General features: G+C 32.1%; 20 protein-coding genes, 1 pseudogene and 1 other annotated feature. Of the genes and pseudogenes, 12 read left to right on the top strand and 9 right to left on the bottom strand.

Annotation, left to right across the window (positions count from 1 at the left end):
- Positions 1-11: 11 nt before the first annotated feature.
- From metE to EL082_RS11550, 4 genes are read right to left on the bottom strand one after another with little or no spacing between them, the layout of a single operon-like run.
- On the bottom strand, positions 12-2258 hold the full coding sequence (gene metE / locus EL082_RS11565; RefSeq protein ID WP_049416657.1) for a 5-methyltetrahydropteroyltriglutamate--homocysteine S-methyltransferase: 2247 nt from the start codon (positions 2256-2258) through the stop codon (positions 12-14).
- Positions 2255-4093, bottom strand: a complete 1839-nt coding sequence (locus tag EL082_RS11560) for a bifunctional homocysteine S-methyltransferase/methylenetetrahydrofolate reductase (RefSeq protein ID WP_049416659.1) — start codon at positions 4091-4093, stop codon at positions 2255-2257. Before EL082_RS11560 ends, metE begins: the two co-directional genes overlap by 4 nt.
- The gene (metC, locus tag EL082_RS11555) at positions 4047-5222 is read right to left on the bottom strand and encodes a cystathionine beta-lyase MetC (protein WP_002466548.1); all 1176 of its coding nucleotides are present in this window, start codon (positions 5220-5222) and stop codon (positions 4047-4049) included. The genes EL082_RS11560 and metC overlap by 47 nt, the downstream gene beginning before the upstream one ends.
- Positions 5219-6322, bottom strand: coding sequence for a PLP-dependent transferase (locus tag EL082_RS11550; protein WP_002466535.1), 1104 nt, complete (start codon positions 6320-6322; stop codon positions 5219-5221). Before EL082_RS11550 ends, metC begins: the two co-directional genes overlap by 4 nt.
- Before the next feature lie 60 nt (positions 6323-6382).
- Positions 6383-6759 (bottom strand) — a binding site (T-box leader).
- Positions 6760-7025: 266 nt separating this feature from the next.
- On the opposite strand from EL082_RS11550, the gene EL082_RS11540 reads away from it, so the two are divergent.
- From EL082_RS11540 to ychF, 4 genes are all read left to right on the top strand, one after another.
- Positions 7026-7865 (top strand): ParB/RepB/Spo0J family partition protein, encoded by an 840-nt coding sequence (locus EL082_RS11540; protein ID WP_002466534.1) that lies wholly within the window; start codon positions 7026-7028, stop codon positions 7863-7865.
- A 147-nt stretch (positions 7866-8012) separates the two neighbouring features.
- The gene (locus EL082_RS11535) at positions 8013-8891 is read left to right on the top strand and encodes a mechanosensitive ion channel family protein (RefSeq protein WP_002466537.1); all 879 of its coding nucleotides are present in this window, start codon (positions 8013-8015) and stop codon (positions 8889-8891) included.
- Positions 8892-8911: 20 nt separating this feature from the next.
- Positions 8912-9115, top strand: a complete 204-nt coding sequence (locus tag EL082_RS11530; protein ID WP_002451525.1) for a DUF951 domain-containing protein — start codon at positions 8912-8914, stop codon at positions 9113-9115.
- A gap of 11 nt (positions 9116-9126) precedes the next feature.
- Positions 9127-10224 carry a redox-regulated ATPase YchF gene (gene ychF, locus EL082_RS11525; protein WP_002451524.1) on the top strand — a complete coding sequence of 366 codons (1098 nt, stop codon included), beginning with the start codon at positions 9127-9129 and terminating at the stop codon, positions 10222-10224.
- Between the two features lie 162 nt (positions 10225-10386).
- Here ychF and EL082_RS11520 read toward each other — a convergent pair whose 3' ends face one another.
- Positions 10387-10578: a hypothetical protein gene (locus EL082_RS11520; RefSeq protein WP_002451523.1), complete on the bottom strand. Its 192-nt coding sequence runs from the start codon at positions 10576-10578 to the stop codon at positions 10387-10389.
- A 61-nt stretch (positions 10579-10639) separates the two neighbouring features.
- Positions 10640-11461, bottom strand: coding sequence for a GH25 family lysozyme (locus tag EL082_RS11515; protein WP_002466546.1), 822 nt, complete (start codon positions 11459-11461; stop codon positions 10640-10642).
- Between the two features lie 375 nt (positions 11462-11836).
- Between EL082_RS11515 and rpsF the strand changes: the two genes are divergently transcribed.
- The 3 genes from rpsF to rpsR are packed head-to-tail and all read left to right on the top strand — an operon-like array spanning position 11837 to position 12957.
- Complete coding sequence (gene rpsF / locus EL082_RS11510; RefSeq protein ID WP_002451521.1) at positions 11837-12133, top strand: 30S ribosomal protein S6; 297 nt, start codon at positions 11837-11839, stop codon at positions 12131-12133.
- Positions 12134-12154: 21 nt separating this feature from the next.
- A complete protein-coding gene (ssb, locus tag EL082_RS11505) occupies positions 12155-12670 on the top strand; it encodes a single-stranded DNA-binding protein (RefSeq protein ID WP_002466536.1) in 516 nt (171 codons plus the stop codon).
- 44 nt (positions 12671-12714) lie between these two features.
- Positions 12715-12957 carry a 30S ribosomal protein S18 gene (rpsR, locus tag EL082_RS11500; protein WP_002451519.1) on the top strand — a complete coding sequence of 81 codons (243 nt, stop codon included), beginning with the start codon at positions 12715-12717 and terminating at the stop codon, positions 12955-12957.
- Between the two features lie 216 nt (positions 12958-13173).
- On the opposite strand, the gene EL082_RS11495 is transcribed toward rpsR, so the two are convergent.
- The 3 genes from EL082_RS11495 to EL082_RS11485 all read right to left on the bottom strand — a co-directional run bounded on the left by EL082_RS11495 (position 13174) and on the right by EL082_RS11485 (position 16403).
- Positions 13174-14397: a tyrosine-type recombinase/integrase gene (locus EL082_RS11495; RefSeq protein WP_049416665.1), complete on the bottom strand. Its 1224-nt coding sequence runs from the start codon at positions 14395-14397 to the stop codon at positions 13174-13176.
- Between the two features lie 13 nt (positions 14398-14410).
- Positions 14411-15799, bottom strand: a complete 1389-nt coding sequence (locus tag EL082_RS11490; protein ID WP_049416667.1) for an SAP domain-containing protein — start codon at positions 15797-15799, stop codon at positions 14411-14413.
- Between the two features lie 67 nt (positions 15800-15866).
- The gene (locus EL082_RS11485) at positions 15867-16403 is read right to left on the bottom strand and encodes a helix-turn-helix domain-containing protein (protein WP_049416668.1); all 537 of its coding nucleotides are present in this window, start codon (positions 16401-16403) and stop codon (positions 15867-15869) included.
- A 28-nt stretch (positions 16404-16431) separates the two neighbouring features.
- Here EL082_RS11485 and EL082_RS11480 point away from each other — a divergent pair, with 28 nt between their 5' ends.
- From EL082_RS11480 to EL082_RS11460, 5 genes and pseudogenes are all read left to right on the top strand, one after another.
- On the top strand, positions 16432-16791 hold the full coding sequence (locus EL082_RS11480; RefSeq protein WP_049416671.1) for a hypothetical protein: 360 nt from the start codon (positions 16432-16434) through the stop codon (positions 16789-16791).
- 1 nt (position 16792) lies between these two features.
- The gene (locus EL082_RS11475) at positions 16793-17134 is read left to right on the top strand and encodes a hypothetical protein (protein WP_049416672.1); all 342 of its coding nucleotides are present in this window, start codon (positions 16793-16795) and stop codon (positions 17132-17134) included.
- 96 nt (positions 17135-17230) lie between these two features.
- Positions 17231-19483: pseudogene (locus EL082_RS11470) on the top strand (phage/plasmid primase, P4 family).
- Between the two features lie 271 nt (positions 19484-19754).
- Entirely contained in the window at positions 19755-20105 is a 351-nt protein-coding gene (locus tag EL082_RS11465; protein ID WP_049416674.1) for a hypothetical protein, read from the top strand.
- Complete coding sequence (locus tag EL082_RS11460) at positions 20102-20743, top strand: pathogenicity island protein (RefSeq protein ID WP_049416676.1); 642 nt, start codon at positions 20102-20104, stop codon at positions 20741-20743. Before EL082_RS11465 ends, EL082_RS11460 begins: the two co-directional genes overlap by 4 nt.
- The last annotated feature ends 187 nt before the right edge of the window (positions 20744-20930 follow it).

Below are 20930 nucleotides of genomic sequence, written 5' to 3'. Positions count from 1 at the left end.
CTCAATTTATTTTATGCTGTTGTAGCATTATTTTCTTCACGTTTCTTTCTAACAGCGTTAACTAATACAGTTAATGCTTCTTTAACTTCATCTTCTTTACGAGTTTTTAATCCGCAGTCTGGATTTACCCAGAATAATGAACGATCAATTTGTTGTAAAGAACGATTAATTGCAGTAGTAATTTCATCTTCTGTAGGGATACGAGGGCTATGGATATCATATACCCCTAATCCAATACCTAAGTCATAGTTAATATCTTCAAAGTCTTTAATCAAGTCACCATGGCTACGAGATGTTTCAATTGAAATAACATCTGCATCTAAATCGTGAATCGCATGGATAATTTGACCAAATTGAGAATAACACATATGCGTATGAATTTGTGTTTCATCTTTGACTGATGATGTTGCTAGTTTAAATGAATGCACTGCATCTTTTAGATATTGTTCATGGTACTCAGAACGTAATGGTAAACCTTCACGAAGTGCTGGCTCATCTACTTGAATGACTTTAATACCATTTTCTTCTAATGCTAGTACTTCTGCATTAATTGCTAACGCGATTTGATCTTGTACAGTTGTACGTGGAATATCAACGCGTTCAAATGACCAGTTAAGAATTGTGACTGGACCAGTTAGCATACCTTTAACTGGTTTGTCAGTTAAACTTTGTGCGTAGACAGTTTCCTTAACTGTTAATGGTTCAGTCCATTTAACATCACCGTATATAACTGGTGGTTTAACAGCACGAGAACCATATGATTGAACCCAACCAAACTTAGTAACTAGGAATCCTTGTAGTTTTTCTCCAAAGAATTCAACCATGTCATTTCGTTCGAATTCACCGTGTACGAGCACATCAAGTCCAATTTCTTCTTGAATTTTAATCCAACGTGCAATTTCGTTTTCTAAGAATTCTTTGTAAGCTTCATCAGAAATACGTTGGTTCTTCCAATCTGCACGATATTTTCTAACTTCTCTAGTTTGAGGGAATGAGCCAATCGTTGTCGTTGGTAAATCCGGTAAATTTAATCTTTGGTATTGTGCTTGTTTGCGCTCAGAGAATGGTGATTGACGTTGTGTACGGACACTATCAAAATCATAGTCTAAGTTTTTGAATGATTGACTTTGGAATCGCTCATAGCGAGATTTTAAGTCGTCATATTTCGCACTATCGTTATCATTGAAAAGACGACGTAAAGCATCTAATTCGTCTAATTTTTCAGTGGCAAAGCTTAAACCTTCAGCGATAGATTCATCTAACGTTTCATCATCTAATGATACAGGCACGTGTAGTAAAGATGACGAAGGTTGAATGACAATATCTTGAGCATATTGTTGTAATGTTTCAATCAATGACTTTTTAGCTTCAATATCAGCAGCCCACACATTACGTCCATCGATAATACCTGCGTATAATGTTTTACTTGAATCAAAATCACCAGCTTTAACTTGCTCTAAGTTGTATCCATGATCATGAACGAAGTCTAATCCTAAGCCGCCGACTGGTAATGAGCTTAAGAATTTAAGATTCACACGTTCGAAATAAGTTTGAATCACTAAATGTTTGCCTAATCCAGTATTAGTTAATTCTTCATATGATTCTTTAGTAATATTTTCATAATTTTCACTTTCATCAGTAACTAATACAGGCTCGTCAATTTGAATATATTCTGCACCTGCATCAACAAGTGATTGTAATACTTCTTTATAAAGTGGTAGTAATGTTTTTACTTTTTCTTCGAAAGATTGGCTACCACCTTTTGATAATTTAACAAAGGTAATTGGGCCTACAATGACTGGGTGTGCATTGACATTAATAGATTGTGCATATTTAAAGCGGTCTAATAACACATTACGATTTAGTTTAGGTTCTACATTATCCCATTCTGGCACGATATAGTGATAATTTGTATTAAACCATTTGATTAATGCACTTGCGACGTGTTGTTTATTACCACGTGCAATATCAAATAACAAGTCATCATTCACTTCTCGTCCTTGGAAACGTTCAGGAATAATATTGAATAGTAGTGATGTATCTAAGATATGGTCGTATAAAGAGAAGTCACCTACAGGAACGCTGTCTAGATTATAATTCTTTTGTAGTAATAGGTTTTCTTTGTGTAAGTCAGTAAGTGTTTGATCTAGTTCATTTTTATCAATTTTTTGAGCCCAATAGCTCTCGATAGCCTTTTTCCATTCTCTTTTTCTACCTAATCTTGGGAATCCTAAGTTTGAAGTTTTAATTGTTGTCATAATATTGCCTCCTTATGAGTGGTAATAGATTTTGAATACGCTGCAAGTTCTAGTGAATAATCGACTTTTTGGAAAGGTGTAATAATGTATAATCCATTAAAGTATTCATGCACCGTATCGATGAGTTCCTTTGAAAGTCTAAGACTAAGTTCTTTAGTTTTTTCTTTATCATCTTTAACTGCTTTGAATTGATTAAGTACGTCTTCTGACATTTTGATGCCAGGTACTTCATTGTGTAAAAATAGTGCATTGTTATAACTTGCGATGGGCATAATACCTATGAAGAAAGGTGTGTTTAAGTGCTTTGTCGCTTCATATACTTGTTTAATTTTTTCTTTACTATATACAGGTTGAGTGATGAAATAACTCATGCCACTTGCTACTTTCTTCTCAAGACGTTTGACTGCTCCATCGAGTTTTCTTACATTTGGATCAAATGCACCAGCGATGTTAAAGTTCGTATGTTTCTTCAGCGCATCACCGTCTGTGTTGATACCTTGATTAAAGCGAAGTGCGATTTGGGTTAATCCTTTAGAATTAACATCATAAACATTGGTTGCGCCAGACAAATGACCTACTTTTGATGGGTCACCTGTAATGGCTAAAATTTCATTAACACCAATGAGTGAGAGACCTAATAGGTGAGATTGTAGACCTATGAGATTTCTATCACGACAGGTAATATGAACGAGGGGTTCAATATTAAATCGTTGTTTGATAATACTTGCTGCAGCAATGTTACTAACGCGAACAGTTGCTAAGGAATTATCTGCTAATGTCACTGCATCAATATCTGCGTCATCAAGCTTGCCAATATTGTTGAAGAACTGATCGGTATCTAAATGTTTAGGTGTATCTAGTTCTACAATGACAGTAGGACCTTGTTTGACTTTGGAAGTCAGTGATTGTTTGAAATTTAAGTCCTTTTTGCGATTTACTTTTTTATTAATTGGTATGACGTTTTTATGGGTAACAGGTCTCAAATTCTTTACAGATGTTTTAATGTATCGAATATGTTCAGGTGTAGTACCACAACAACCACCAATCAGTCTTACACCTTCATTGATTAACTCTTGTGCCACATCACCAAAATATTGTGCGTTATCACTATATTTGAATTCGCTATTTTCAATATCTAACAAACTTGCATTCGGATAACAGGATAGAAATGCTTTATCTGGTAACTCGATATGTGAAAATGAGCGTTGCATATGATGTGGGCCATGATGGCAATTAAGTCCTACAATATCTGCTCCACATTCAACTAATTGTTTTAATGCATCATTGATTGGTGTACCGTCTACAAGATAATTTGTGTTAGAAGCGGTTAACTGAGCGATTATTGGAATGTGATGTCTCCTTTTTGTTGAAATGACGATACCTTTTAATTCTTCTAAGTCATAATAGGTTTCAAACAATAAAGCATCTACACCTTCATCAACTAAAGTATCTATTTGATGTTCAGTATGATATTGGATGGAGGAAAGACTTAGGTCATCTTGTTTTACACCTCTAAAGCCGCCAACTGTTCCTAAAATAAAAGTATCTTCATTGGCAGCTTTTTTAGCAATTTGAACAGCTGCTTTATGAATTTCTTTGACTTTATGTTCTAGACCAAAGGCTTTTAACTTTTCAAAATTGGCACCGTACGTATTTGTTTGTATAACATCAGCACCAGCTTCAATATATGAACGATGAATATGTTCGACCTTTTCCGGGTGAGTTAAGTTATAAGCTTCTGGGCATGTATCTAAGCCTTCTGAATAAAAAATGGTTCCAATTGCGCCATCAGCTACTAAAACGTTGTTCTGTAATTTGTTCAGGAATTGACTCATTAAATGCCTCCTTTAAAGCGTAGTTGATGTCTGCAATAAGTTCGTCTGGATTTTCTAATCCCACACTTAATCGGAATAATCCAAAGGTAATACCACGTGCATTTCTAATGTCTTCTGGTATCGCTGCATGTGACATCGTTGCCGGATGAGATAAAATTGTCTCTACACCACCTAAACTTACTGAAACCAACGGAATAGTTAACGCATCTACAAATGCTTGTGCCTTTGTCTCATCTTTTAGTCTGAAACCAATGACAGCACCACCTGTTTTAGCTTGTTTAAGGTGTGTTTTGTTATTTCCTGGGTAATACACTTCTGCGATTTCATCTCTTTGACTTAAGAATGAAACAAGCTTTTCAGCATTCGCTACAGATTGTTTGAATCTAATAGGGAAAGTCTTAAGATGTTTAGCTAATGCCCAGCTATCATAGGTAGATAGGGCGTTACCAGTGCCGTTTTGAATTAGATATAATGCATCTGCCACATCTTCACGATTTGTAATAACTGCACCTGCTAGTAGGTCACTATGCCCACCTAAAAATTTAGTGGCACTGTGAATAACAATATCTGCACCAAGTGCTAAAGGTGATTGTCCTAAAGGTGTCATAAAAGTATTATCTACAGCTAATAACAATTGGTTAGCTTGGGCAATCCTTGCAACTGCTTGAATATCTGTCACTTTAAAACACGGATTAGAAGGTGTCTCTACATATATTAATTTCGTATTAGATTGAATTGCATTTTTAATATTTTCTGCTTGAGTCGCATCTACAGTTGTAAATTCAATGTTGAATCTTTTTAAAATATCTTCAGTTAATCGGAATGTGCCTCCATAAACATCATCAGGTAATATGACATGATCGCCAGATTTCAATGTAAGTAAAACTGCAGAAATAGCTGCAATTCCTGATGCAAATGCAAAACCATATTTACCTTTTTCTAGATGAGCTAATTTTTCTTCTAAAATTGTTCTGTTTGGATTACCACTACGTGCATAATCGTAAAGTGGACTACCACCAAGTTGGTCTTGATGAAATGTTGATGAATCATAAAAAGGTGGATTGGCTGAGATATAATCCTTTCCTCGACGTTCATCGAAAATTACTTCAGTATCTATTGATAAATTCATGAAATCACTCCTACTTTTGAATGCGTTAATGCTTGAATAATGTCTGCTTCAATATCAGAATAGTTTTCGATTCCTATTGATAAGCGAATTAAAAACTCATCGATACCTCGTTTATCTTTCTCTTCATCGGGCATATCCACATGAGTCTGTGTGTAAGGAAATGTAATAAACGTTTCTGTACCACCTAAACTCTCAGCAAATATACAAGTTTCTAAATTTTCCAAAAATTTAGGAACACTATATGCCTTGTTGAGTCGTAAACTTAACATGCCAGTTCTACCGCTATATAAAACCTCATCAATTGCTTCTAAATCTTGGCATTTAACTGCTAATTTTTGCGCATTTTCTTGTGAACGATCGATTCGTAAATGCAAAGTTTTTAGACCTCTTTGTAGTAAATAGCTATCCAACGGTGATAGCGTAGCGCCTATCATATTGTGGAATTGTCCCAATTGTTCAGCTAACTTGTCGTCTTTTACTGTAACAACACCTGCTAGCACATCATTATGACCACCGATATATTTTGTAGCCGAATGTAAAACAATATCGGCACCTTCTTCTAATGGTGTTGAAAGATAAGGTGTTAAAAAGGTGTTATCAATGATAGTTAATAAATCATGTTTTTTACTGAGCACGTAATAAGGTGTCACATCGATATCAATCATTTGCGGATTAGAAATGGGTTCAATGAACAGTGCTTTTGTTTGTGATGTAATTTGATTTTCAACTTCTTCATAGTTTAGGAAATCTACGTACTTAAATTTCACTCCGTATTGCTGTTCGTAAAAATCAAATAGTCTAAATGTGCCACCATATAAATCAAATGCAACTAATACTTCATCACCAGGTTTAAAAAGGTTACATACAAGTTGAATTGCAGCCATGCCACTTGAAGTTGCAAATGATGCTACACCTTTCTCTAGTTTGGCGAATGATTCTTCAAAAGCTGTCCTTGTTGGATTCTTCGTTCTTGTATAGTCATAACCTGTTGACTGACCTAGTTGAGGATGTTGATATGCAGTTGATAAATATATTGGATTGGCAATAGCTCCTGTATGATCTTTAGTCAAAGAAATTTGTGCTAATTCTGTATCCTTCATTACTAGACCCTCCTTAAAATTAAAAAAAGCTTCCGTCCTTTAAACCCGATTCTTTCGGATGTAAAGGACGAAAGCTTTGATTTCGTGGTACCACCTTTGTTTGTTACTTTATTACTAAAGTAACCTCTATCAGTACACCATTTTGGTAATAGGCACTGATAAAATGAAGAAATCACAAAAATATCGTTCATAAAAAAACTCATTCATTCAGAAATTGAAGAAATGAGTATTAACGATAAAATGTGCGTCTTTAATTCCAGTACGCCATTTAACAAAATGTTAATACTGTATCGCTATAACGGGCGAACCCGTTGACACCTCATATTGGCATCAACACTCCAAGGCCATTTTCAAACTTTCTTACAATATCTTCTCTCAGCTACGAAGATTCTCTGTATAAGCAGTGTAAGTTTTACTTTCCTTTTTACAGTGTGTAAAATGTTTCGTTTTGTAATTGTTAATACATAGCTTACAGATAGAAGAATCATTTGTCAACAACTTTTCTGAAAATTTAGATTAAACTTGCAATTCAGATTTATAGAATCGTTGATATCATAGCGTTATTTTAAAATAAAATTTTTTGAAGAAATTGTCGTAACTTGTGATTTCTACTTGTGAAAAAAGGGGCAAATTTTTAAAATAAAATAGAGATACAAATTATATTAATATCACGGTATTAATTTATAGAGAAAGATGTGAAAAAATGGCTCATCGAGAAGATCAAAGATTGCAATTAAACAAAGATGAACAAGTACATTCCGTTTCGTTAGACTTAATTAAAGCAAATCCTTATCAACCGAGAAAAACATTTGATGAATATAGACTAAATGACTTGGCACAATCAATTAAACAACATGGCATTTTGCAACCGATTGTAGTAAGAAAAACTGTTCAAGGTTACTATATTGTTGTAGGAGAGCGACGCTTTAGAGCATCCAAAAAAGCAGGTTTAACCGAAATTCCTGCAATCATCAAAGAATTGTCTGATGAAGATATGATGGAATTAGCCATTATAGAGAATTTACAACGTGAAGATTTGAATGCTATAGAAGAAGCAGAAAGCTATAAAAAGCTAATGGAAGATTTGAATATAACACAACAAGAGGTTGCAGAAAGACTTTCTAAATCACGTCCTTATATTGCTAATATGTTGCGTTTATTAAAATTACCATCAGACGTTGCTAAAATGGTACGTGATGGTGAGCTTTCAGGTGCACATGGTCGCACATTACTAGGTCTAAAATCTCCACAGAAAATGAAATCAATAGCGAAAAAAGCTGTGAAAGAATCGTGGAGTGTAAGATATTTAGAGAGCTATATCAATGATTATTTAGAAAAAAATGCTCCAAAGACTTCGGTTAATGAACAAACTTTAAATAAACCCAAATTTATTCAAAAGCAAGAAAGACAACTTAAAGAACAATATGGTTCTAAAGTTGATATATCAACACATAAAAATATTGGTAAAATTGCTTTTGAATTCAAATCAGAAGAAGAATTTAAGTCATTAATAAAAAAACTGAATCAAAATTATGAGATGTAAGTGTAGAAGGCATATAGAAATATATTGAAAATAAGCGTTGTTTGCTATATTAATCAGTTTTTAAATCTGAAGACTGATTTAATATAAGTGGTTTTAAGTTATAATGATTTAATTATGAAAAGTTTAAAGTGAGGAGGTAAATGCATAATGAATCAAGTCAAACATATCCTTTCTTCCTTAATAGAGCCACTTACAAAAGTTGAAACGTACGAAACGTTGGCTATTAAGATTATCATGATTTTGATTTATATAATTGCAGCAATTATAGTAATAAGTATTTTAAACAAAGTGATTGAACAAGCATTCAAAATTCAAAATAAGAGCAGAAAAGGTAATAAAAAACGTTCAAAAACATTAATTTCACTTGTACAAAATGTAGTTAAGTATATTGTCTGGTTTATCGTTATCACAACCATCTTAAGTAAATTTGGAATTAGTGTAGAAGGCATTATAGCGAGTGCCGGCGTAGTTGGTTTAGCCGTAGGTTTCGGTGCACAAACAATTGTTAAAGATATCATTACTGGCTTCTTTATCATATTTGAAAATCAATTTGATGTAGGTGACTATGTTAAAATCAATAGCGGTGGTACGACGGTTGCTGAAGGAACAGTTAAATCAATTGGACTTAGATCAACACGCATTAATACTATCTCAGGGGAATTAACGATTCTTCCAAACGGTAGTATGGGTGAAATTACTAACTTCTCAATTACTAACGGAACTTCGATTGTAGCGATACCGGTCTCAATAGAAGAGAATTTAGATCATGTTGAGAAAGAATTGAATAAATTATTCACATCACTTAGAAGTAAATACTACTTATTTGTGAGTGACCCTGTTGTAGAAGGTATTGATTCTATTGATAATAATAAGGTGACTATCAGAATCTCTGCAGAAACAATACCTGGAGAAGGTGCAGCAGGTGGTAGAATTATTAGAAAAGAAGTACAACGATTATTTGTTAGAGAGAATATTAAAATGCCTAAACCCATTTTTGCTCCATATGACGAGCAAAAACGTGGCTAATTATCATTGGAGGTAATTTCATGACGTCAAATTACGGAATAAATGATATAGTAGAAATGAAAAAACAACATGCATGTGGAACAAATCGTTTTAAAATCATAAGAATGGGCGCTGACATTAGGATTAAATGTGAAAATTGTCAACGTAGTATTATGATTCCACGTCAGACGTTTAATAAAAAATTAAAGAAAATTTTAGTATCCAATGAAGATACAGAAAGTTAGGAGAATGATTAATGGCTTTAACAGCAGGTATTGTAGGTTTACCAAACGTAGGGAAGTCTACACTTTTTAATGCAATTACTAAAGCGGGGGCTTTAGCAGCTAACTACCCATTCGCAACAATCGATCCAAACGTAGGAATCGTAGAAGTACCGGATTCACGTTTGTTAAAACTAGAAGAAATGGTTCAACCAAAAAAGACGATTCCAACAACATTCGAATTTACTGATATTGCAGGTATTGTTAAAGGTGCATCAAAAGGTGAAGGTTTAGGTAATAAATTCTTATCACATATTCGAGAAGTTGATGCTATTTGCCAAGTTGTCCGTGCATTTGACGATGAAAATGTGACGCATGTGTCTGGTCGAGTTAATCCTCTAGACGATATTGAAGTTATCAATATGGAATTAGTATTAGCCGATTTAGAATCAGTAGAAAAACGTTTACCTAAGATTGAAAAAATGGCTCGTCAAAAAGATAAAACTGCTGAAATGGAACTACGTATTTTATCTAAAATTAAAGAAACATTAGAAGAAGGTAAACCAGTACGTAGTATCGAATTTAATGATGAAGATCAAAAATGGGTTAACCAAGCACAATTATTAACATCTAAAAAAATGTTATATATTGCTAATGTTGGTGAAGACGAAATTGGTGATGAAGAAAACGATAAAGTGAAAGCAATTCGTGACTATGCTGCTCAAGAAGACTCTGAAGTTATTGTCATCAGTGCAAAAATTGAAGAAGAAATTGCAACATTAGACGATGAAGATAAAGAGATGTTCTTAGAAGACTTGGGAATTGAAGAACCAGGTTTAGATCGCTTAATTCGTACCACTTATGACTTGTTAGGTTTATCAACATATTTCACTGCTGGTGTACAAGAGGTACGTGCTTGGACATTCGTACAAGGTATGACAGCGCCACAATGTGCTGGAATTATCCACACAGACTTTGAACGTGGCTTTATCCGTGCTGAGGTTACAAGTTATAGTGATTATGTTGAACATGGTGGCGAAAATGGTGCTAAAGAAGCAGGTAGACAGCGCTTAGAAGGTAAAGATTACATCATGCAAGATGGAGATATTGTGCATTTCAGATTTAATGTTTAATAATAAAGATTATCAATAATTGATTAGATTTTAACTACTCTAGAGTAACTAGGGTAGTTTTTTTATGGGAGAAATTGCAGATTAAGATAGAAAAAGCAATGTAGTACATGGTCGGAGTTACTAAGTGACAAGACTACATTGCTTAAATACAACATTATTATATTAAAAGAAAGGAATAACCTCACTTGCTTTAAGAATATCTGTAGTTCTAAAAAATTGTTTACCTTCACCAGTATAAGCAGGTACTAAAATCATATTAGCTTTGGCATTGTATAACCATTCAGGGTGCAAACCACAATTTAAAATATCTTGAAATTCTTGAAAGTCTTTATTCCAATCTAAATTTAAGTTCATGTTAAACACCTCACACCCATTATAGAACAAACGTTCGTATTTGTGAAGTGTTTTTACACATTTATGATGTAAACCAGTTTGTGCTTACATTTGAATCAACATAGTTAGCATCTACATTTTGATTTAGTTCTGATGAATAGAAACTATCTGTATATTGCCATAACACTTTTTCTCGAGTTGGCTCTTGAGCCTGATATGAAGCTAACCAATAACCGTCATATGAACTCACTGCATTAGCCACATTATTAACCATAAAGTTTTCGTATGAATAGAATAATACTTTCTTATTACCAGCTAGTTTTTTCATTTGATCAGCCCATGCTACTGTAGCAGTGTTCGCATCGCCAGAAGTAACCGTTTGTTGTTCATAGTCGTTGATATAAAATTCTGCTTTTGGCGCACGATTGTATAACATTCTCGCTTCATAACGAGCATCGTCAGCATTTTCGTACATACTATATGAATAAACACCGAATTTCATATTGTTTTTATCTAACAAGGCAGAATTGTGTTCTAAACATTTATCTACATATTCAGAACCATATTGTCCACGAATAATGATAAAATCATAATTTTTCTTAAGTTGTTTTACTTGAGCATCGGTTAAGTTACCTTGCCATTCGGAAATATCAAGTACACGTTCACCACTATTAGTTGTTGCAGCGCGCGATTTAGTTGAAAAAGTAGATCGATTTTGAGTATCGTTTTTAGCTTTTTCAGGATGTTTTTTCATATATTGTTGATAGCCGTAGCCCATTGTACCTTTTTTACTTTGAGTATCGTTTGTATTATTTGAATTTTCATCTGCATATGATAAATTAATGCCTGAAATTGTAGTAAACATTGTTGCAGCAAACATCGAGTAAGATAGTTTCTTTAACATAAAAGTTCTCCTTTATTTATAAAAAATTAAATGCAATTGAATTGAAAACGCAATGATGATGTTATTACAATTAATTTTTATTTACAATGATACGACTTACACAATATAAAGAATGATTTTATTATGTATATTCATATTGATTGTTATAAAAATTGGTTAAAAAAATTATATTAAAATCAGTTACTATATCGAGTGAATATCAAAAAGAGGATATAGTGCCTATATGTTTGTCATTTCGTTTATTATAATTTCAAATATGATTGTAAAAAGTAATACTCTGTGCTATAATTCTTGATTGTGAGTAATGAAAATTATTCCTTGCTTATCACAAAATGATGATAAGCCGTATAGACCACAAGGAGGTGCAAATATACAATGAGAACATATGAAATTATGTACATCGTACGTCCAAACATTGAAGAAGATGCGAAAAAAGCAGTTGTTGAACGCTTTAACGGTATCTTAGCTTCAGAAGGATCAGAAGTTTTAGAAGAAAAAGACTGGGGTAAACGTCGCCTAGCTTATGAAATCAATGATTTCAAAGAAGGTTTCTATAACATCGTACGTATCAAATCAGATAACAACAAAGCTACTGACGAATTCCAACGTTTAGCTAAAATTAATGACGATATCATTCGTTACATCGTTATCCGTGAAGACCAAGATAAGTAATAATTTGACGGGGGCGTTTAAATGTTAAATAGAGTTGTATTAGTAGGTCGTTTAACGAAAGATCCAGAATACAGAACCACTCCCTCAGGCGTAAGTGTAGCGACATTTACTCTAGCAGTTAATCGTACTTTCACGAATGCTCAAGGGGAACGCGAAGCAGATTTCATTAACTGTGTTGTTTTCAGAAGACAAGCAGAAAATGTAAATAACTACTTATCTAAAGGTAGTTTAGCTGGCGTTGATGGTCGCATACAGTCACGTAGTTATGAAAATCAAGAAGGTCGTCGTATCTTTGTTACTGAAGTCGTTTGTGACAGTGTTCAATTCCTTGAACCTAAGAATTCACAAAATGGCGGTGGCCAACGTTCACAAAACAATGAATTCCAAGACTATGGTCAAGGATTCGGTGGTCAACAATCAGGACAAAATACTTCGTATAACAACAATTCATCAAAACCTAATTCAAATCAATCAGATAATCCATTTGCGAATGCGAACGGACCTATTGATATTAGTGATGATGATTTACCATTCTAAAAAATAACTAATTTAAAAATAAAATTAAAAGGAGGCAGTTAATCATGGCAGGTGGACCAAGAAGAGGCGGACGTCGTCGTAAAAAAGTATGCTATTTCACAGCAAATGGTATTACACATATCGATTATAAAGACACTGAATTATTAAAACGTTTTATCTCAGAACGCGGTAAAATTTTACCACGTCGTGTAACTGGTACTTCAGCTAAATATCAACGTATGTTGACAGCTGCTATCAAACGTGCACGTCATATGGCTTTATTACCATATGTTAAAGAAGAACAATAATATATAGTTCATTGTAAAACCCCGTAAGCATAGGCTTATGGGGTTATTTTTTGTGTTTTTAAATATAGAAAAAGGGCATTATATGAAAGTTTTAGAAATTTAGGCATAAAAAATACGCCTATATTAAAGCGTATTTATTTTGATATTTTATTGTTTTTTTACAGGTCTGTATTCGTGACCTTATATCAGATATAATACAGTTCGCTTTATATTCAGTTAACTATAAGTACTAATATGTTCCAATTTATTCATCATATCTTTAGCCATCTGATCAGTAACATGTGTGTATATCTCTAAAGTGGTTTTATAGTCAGAGTGTCCTACACGCTCTTGTATAGATTTTAGGTTAATCCCTAATTGCGCAAGTGTGGATATATGCGTGTGACGTAATGTGTGCGTTGTAACACGTTTCTTTATTGAACTAATCTCAGTAGCCTCTTTAATAATGCTATTCACTTTGTTTAAGTCTATAGGACTACCAGCTGTATTAGTGAATACATATCCTCTATCAATAAAATCTTCATTCCACTGGTTTTCTTTCTTATTATCCAAAATAAGTGTTTTAAGTAAGTTGATACTTTGGGTAGTGAGTCCTATTGTTCTATAACTTTTACTTGTTTTAGTAGTTTCTTTTACTCCAAATGCTCCCGTTTCTTTATCGGTTACCCAATTAATTGTACCGTCGATATCTAGAGTTTTATCTTCATAGTTTATATTATCTGATTTAATAGCAAGTAGCTCGCCGATGCGCATGCCATTGGCAATTTGAAACTGTACTATAGCTTTAACCATATTGTAGTTACGTTTACGAGATGAATGGTTTTTATGCTTTATTAGATAGTCGAAACAATCCAATAACTCTTTAACTTCACTATCTTCTAAATAATTGTTTCGTTTAGCTTGTAGCTCATCTCTAGTTTTAGCTTTTTTAGGGATATCAATTTTATCTAGTACACTTATATCTTGTAGATCATAGTATTTAAAGGCGTATTTGAACACAGAACGAATAATGATAACTAGTGATTGAACATGACCTTTACTGTGTAATTTAGCCCATTCATTAATAATATTTTGTAGATATGTATGTGTGATGTTGTTTATCAGCACTTCTTTATCAATAGCATTTTTAACTGTGTTTGTATTACTTACTTTTTCTTTAATGGTTGTAGCCTTTGAACCAGAGTGATTTTTATAATACTCTAACCACTCATCACATGCAGCATGGAAAGTTAGTGACTTAAGTGTAGTAGGTGTCTTATCGTTCAACTTCGCCTCTATACGCTTATTTAAGAGTTTCTGAGCCTCTTTCTGTGACTGCTTACCATTCTTATTAAGTACCACGCTAACACGTAGCCATTTGTTTGTGAGTGGATCTTTGTACTTCTCGTAATAGCGATATTGTACGTCACCATGTTTGTTAGTGAATTTCTCATGCCACATGTGTAAGAGCCTCCTAAAAATCATATTTTGTAATTCTTAGTTCATTTTCTTTTTTAATTTTTTCTAAAATATAGTTTATAGTTGGAAGATCATTTAAAGTGATATTTATATTATTATAAATTTGAGCAAATAATAATTCACAGATATCATCACAAAAGTTTTTATCTGTATCTTCAAAAGAATTAACATCTTCATAAAATAAGTTTTTAAATAAACTTCTGTTAACATTGTCAATAAATAGCATGTTTTCATAATATTCAAGATGATAATTAAAATATATAAATAATCTATCTATAATGTTCTCTTCATCAGAGTATAAGAACGCCGCTGAATGAATACCTTGAGCTACTGATAAATAAGTAGAATAATTAGTATATTTTCTTATAACGTTTTTATTCTTATTAGTCTTTTTATAGTAAAACACTAAATTATTTATGATATTTGCTGTTCTATGATCCAAATTGTTTGATTTTTGATTTTGTTGTAATAAATACAAATAAATATACTCTATTTTATCATCTACATTTAATACTTCTTTTGCAATTTTATGTGCTGAGCCTAATGAAATAATTGGACTGTTATAAAAGTGTAAAATATATTCCGTTTCACCAATTATTTCATTCCCCTTTGAAGTTGGAACATATACTTGTGGCAGTTCAATTGCATTTTCATCTATATTAGTTTTGACTCTTTCTATCAATTCTGGCTTATTTCCACCTAATTTGAGTTTATATTCTCTTAATATATCTTTTAATTCAGGAACTTTAAGATAGGGTAAAGAAACATCAAAATTCGATTTTATATCTAGAAAACCTAAGTTGATTAATTTATTTAGAATTTTATCTACATTAATTTGATTTTCTAACAAATAAAAATGATTTTTAACTTCTTTGCCAACTTCTCTATTTTTATTTAGGTGCAATATTAAAATATCGTTAGCATTTAAATCATAATGATAATTATTGTTGTTATCATCTTTAACTTCTATAACTAGATCTTGATTATTTTCTTGAACATTTTCATTCAATTTTACTTGGTCTTTACTTAATGTATTAGTTTTATTGTTTGTAATTGGCTTTACCTGTTTTACTTTTTTAGTATTATTAGTTTCAATATCATGTGTGATATTATTCTTCCTAATATGGTCATTTGATTGAACATTGTTAAACTGAGTTGTCTTAGAATTAGATATATTTTTGTGATTAGTATTGGATTTATTGCTTTTATAATCTAAATGATTATGCTTAAACAATTTAACTATGCTAAATACAATAAGAGATATAAAAATAGCAAACATAAAAATATCTATAAAAGTCAATTTATTTTGAGTAACTTCATTTATTCCCCCAAATATCATTAAAATAGAAAATATCAATAGAAACCAATAAAATATCTTTTTCATTATTTTCCCCTTTGCTTAATATAGTTTTTAAAGTATTCATCTCATATTTGAGAAAGTTTTTTCGTTTTTAATATTCTCTAAATATACTTGACTTTATTTTGAAATTAGCTTCTTTAATACGAGATAAGACTAATTCGTATTCATCAGAGGTGAATTCTGGAAAAAATAATTGATCGTATGCTGCATTGTGTATTACACCTTTAAAATTGGTTGCTAATTTTTTGTTGATTTCTTTATAAACCATATTTTTTAATCCAGGAGTCAAAGTATTAATAATAGACTTTAATTTTTTTTGACTATCTTCATCTTTGATTTCAAATACTAAAACATCTCGTCCTCTTTCGAATTTCATTTCTGAAAGTGTTATTTCACAGTCAAAGACTAGTTTATCGTTATTTATATTAATATCAATTAAAAAATCACAATCTAAAACTAAGAAAGAAAGCATTTCTTTTAAATGAGTTGAAGTAGTATGATGCACACTCATAATTATTTCAGGCTTAGTTAAGGTGAAATCAATTACTAAGGGAGAAAATTCAAAAAAATCAGCTACATCAATATTCAAGTAATTACATAATTTATCAATTGCATCTAATCTAATCATTTCGTTTTCATTGAGGAGAATGAATAAGATGAATAAATTAACTAGAGAAGATTACAAAAATATTGAAAATAAATTGAATTATGATCATATGGTAAATAGTAAAAAGCGCACTAAAAAAATGAGCAAACTACTACAAAAAGAATATCGTAGAGATGCTTCAATTATTAAAAGTGAATACCCTAGATTAAGTGATAGTGAGATATCAGAAATTATTATGGATTACAGAAATTATAAAGAGCTTGTAAGAGCAACAGAAACCTTGATGGACTTCCCTATAAATTATGAAGATTCTAATATTCATAAATTCATTACTAAGGATGATGTTGAAGAATTAAAATGGGCAATCGAAGAAATGACAAGTTTTATTGGGAAGTTGGGGGAATATTAGAATGAAAGATTTAAAATTTCATGTATCAGAATTAAAAAATAGTTTTGTAGATGCTGGGTTAAATTCAAAACTTAATACAATAATTACGCTTATTGGTGAAGAAATGGATCGTGGTGAAGAATATAAATCATTACTTGATAAACAAAATAAGCCGATGGAATCATATATCGTCAAAGAGCATATCAATCACAATTATGTAGTAATGGCAGTATTAAACTCAATATTAAAAGATGTTGATGCAATTGAAGAAGAGATTAAGAATGAATTTGAAAATGCGATGGAACAAATAGAAAAATGCGCATCTGATATGAATAGTTTGGCGACTACATCAGATAACGCATAGAAATTAAATATTTAAAAATCAAAAGGGCAATTAAGAAATTGCCTATATTTATTATAACATCTTTGTCCTTTTGTTTGTATTAAATGGAGGAATTCAATGGCCATAAAAGAAAAAGATAAAATAATTGAAGTTAATGCGCTAGAAATACCCGATGAACTAATTGAATTACCGCAATGGGTATTATGGCGCGCTGAATGGGATAATAAGCGACAACAATATAACAAAGTACCTTACAGTTATGCTGGGTATCGTGCAAGTTCAACTAATAATGATACTTGGACGATATTCGATGCAATTCATAATTTGTATGAAAAAAACGACCAGTATGATGGCATTGGTTTTATGTTAAGCGATGATGATAATTATATTGTGCTTGATATTGATAATGCAATTGATGAAACGGGTCAAATCACTTCAGATTTAGCGTTAGACATGACTGAAATCACATATTGTGAGAAGTCACCAAGTGGTACAGGTTTACATTGTTTCTTAAAAGGAGAATTACCCTCAGAGCGTAAGAAAAAGCGTTCTGACTTGGATATAGAATTATATGATAATGCTAGATTTATGACCGTTACAGGTGAATCAATTGGCCAAAGTGACATAAGTAATGACCAGGATATTTTAAACAATCTAGTTGATCGGTACTTTAAACAAGAGAAAACATTAGAAGCAGTTGCGACATATGCATCAAATCACAGTGAATCATTATCTGATGAAGATGTTGTGAACTTAATGGTGAAATCTAAACAGAAGAATAAAATTACTGACTTACTACAGGGGAAATATGAGCCATATTTTGGAAGTCCTAGTGAAGGGGTGCAAAGTCTTTTGCATTACCTAGCTTTTTATACTAATAAAAATAAAGCTCAAATGGAACGTATATTTTTGAATTATAATAATTTGACGGATAAATGGGGTTCTAAACGTGGCAATACCACATGGGGGCAATTGGAACTGGATAAGGCCATAAATAATCAAAATGAAGTGTATGTTAAACCTGGCAAAGAAAAGCAATCTAAACTTATACAAAAAGGCTCCTGGTGGTTCTACCCTAATGATGATACTAATAGGAAACCTAAGTTCAATCATACTATTATGGCCAAATTTATTTGCCAGGAATATCACATTGTTAGATATCCAGATGCTGATGGAGATATTTATATTTATAATTCTAAAACTGGCATTTATGAACTAGATAAAACAGGACGTAAATTAAGAAAGATTATTAGAAGTTTAGATAATTTAAAAGATAATTCTGTTAAAGAGGTTAGAAACTATATTGTTGATATGTGTGATGTTAGAAGTGTAGTAAATAATGAATATGTGGCTGTAAAAAATGGCCTCGTACATTATCACACAAAAGCATTTAGAACATTTACACCAGAAATTTTTGTTATTGATAAATTGCCGACTGCATATAATCCTAATGCTTATGATGACTTTGTAGATAACACGATACAAAAGGTGTCGTGCAATCATGATGAAACTATCATGAATATATATGAAATGTTTGCACAAGTATTGTACCCGAAAATCCTCATTGACCAAATTATCTATTTATTGGGAACAGTTGCTGATAATGGTAAATCTACCGTGCAACATATGATGAAAGCCACATTTGATAGTGGTGGCCAAATATCATCAGTAAGCCCTCAAAGGCTAGCGAATAATCATTTTGCAGGGTCTAGTATCTACGGGAAAATGGCCAATATTGTTGATGATCTACCGAATGTTGAAATTGAAGATGCTGGAAATATTAAAACGGCCATTACTGGTGGTTATTTAGAGATTGAGCAAAAAGGTAAGGCGAGTCAATCAGTACGTATGCAAACACCATTTATTATTGCTAGTAACCACTACCCTAAATTCAAAGAAAGTGGCGAACAAATTAATAAGCGATTGCATATTATACCTTTTAACTACAGTTTTAAAGATGATGAAGAGCGTTTGAGTGTTACTGAGAGCACTAACAAGATTTACAGTGAAAGTGCCAAAGAGTATGTATTAAAGCTAGCTATTGATACATTGGCTGACATGCTACAATGAGATGGTGCTTATATCACGCCTAATGATCGTTCTGATAAAAGCTCTGAGTTTTTCTCAGATAACAATAATCCTTTAAGTGAATATCTTGAAAATAGAAATGTAGATTTCTTCTTAAATAATCCAGGCGCAGAAACATACAAAGATTACAAAGTATGGTGCAATAGTAATTTTATTAGAAACCCCATTGATAAAGATGATTTCATCACACTATTAGAAAATTATTATGATATTGAGTGGAAACGTTCTGTTAAATATACAGAAAATAATGTTAGATGGGGATTTAAAAAACTAAAAAGGTAGCAGAAAGCTACCTTTTACTACCATATTGCTACCCTTATAAACGTCGTCATTTCAATGGTTTTGGTTGTTTTGGTAGCAGTAGTATTATTTTTTAGAGATTGAAAATATTTTAATAATAAACATTATAAAAAAATATGTACGTGAGTGTAGAAGTTTTTGCTACTACTACTTTTTTTGCTTTAACCATTGGTGTGACTGAGTTTGAGAAGGTAGCGTGTGTGTAGCTTTTGGTAGCATTGAGCTACTTATTACAAGTAAAGGAGAATTTAAAATGATAGATGTAAATCAACCAGAACATTTTGATGAATTAAATGAAGATAAGAAATGTGCACTAATGAAATTTTGTAATTCGCTAGATAAAATAAAGTCTTTTAATACAAGACATTCTTCATACGGTTTGAAACATGTATTTGAAGCAGAATACCGTGAAGAGTTACAAGATGTATTCGAAGGTAGCTATATAACCAATGGTCAGTTTAAAGGTGCGATGTTAAAAGCTGGTTTTGATGTTAAAGATAAAACTCAATTGAATTGGCATTTTAATTTGAGTGAGCGAAGTATAAAGAATCTAGGGGATAGTAAAATTTATAAAAGTATAAAAAGGAGCACGTATTTAATATGAATATAGAAATTATCGCAAATCAATTTGAAACCAGAGCAGGTACGTTATTAAGATACTACACGGGTTTATTAGAAAGTAGCAAAAAGACACCGTTTGGATTCAAAATATATAACGATCCGTTTGATATGGTGTATGTAGTTATGAATGGTAAATTATACGGTCATGTATATATTCAAGATTGTAAAGTAAGACAATCGTTTGAATTAGCGTCTCCTAAGCACACTGAAGGACTTATAAGAAGTATTGAGGGGCATTATGCAGGTTATGAAATAGCAGATGGTACACATGACACTATAAGCGATATGATGTCTAGTTTTATGTTTGATAACGATTATTTTATGTATGAATTGGAAACATTCGCAGAAAGTAATAATACTGATATGTTCGAGTATATGGAAAAAGATTTTGGCGTGGAAGAACTTGAGGGTATTCAGTCTAGTAACGCAGATGTGATAGGTAATATGGAAATGTTATACCAGTTAGCAACAGGAATTAATGAACCAGCAATAGAGTTAGTAGAGGGTTTGAAGTTAGTAACTGAGTTTGTGCAAGACGAGAACGCTACACAAGATGATTATACGGCGTTAGAGCGTAAGTTAAGTGAATTGAAAGCATCTTTTTACAGTTTGAATAAGTAAGGTTAAAAGGGGTCACATGTAGTGTGTGGCTCCTATAAATAGCTAATAAATGTTAATTGTTGTAGAAATACACTAGGGTACGAAATTTTTGAAATACGAACATTAGTTCTTTAGGTGATATACTACATTTTACTACTTAAATACTTTTAAAAGCTTATTTAACAGTAAAATAATGTATGTTAAGAAA

The organism is Staphylococcus warneri, from assembly GCF_900636385.1.
Taxonomy (GTDB): domain Bacteria; phylum Bacillota; class Bacilli; order Staphylococcales; family Staphylococcaceae; genus Staphylococcus; species Staphylococcus warneri.
Note: the sequence above shows the minus strand (reverse complement) of the source record. Positions and strands in the feature narration are given on the sequence as shown.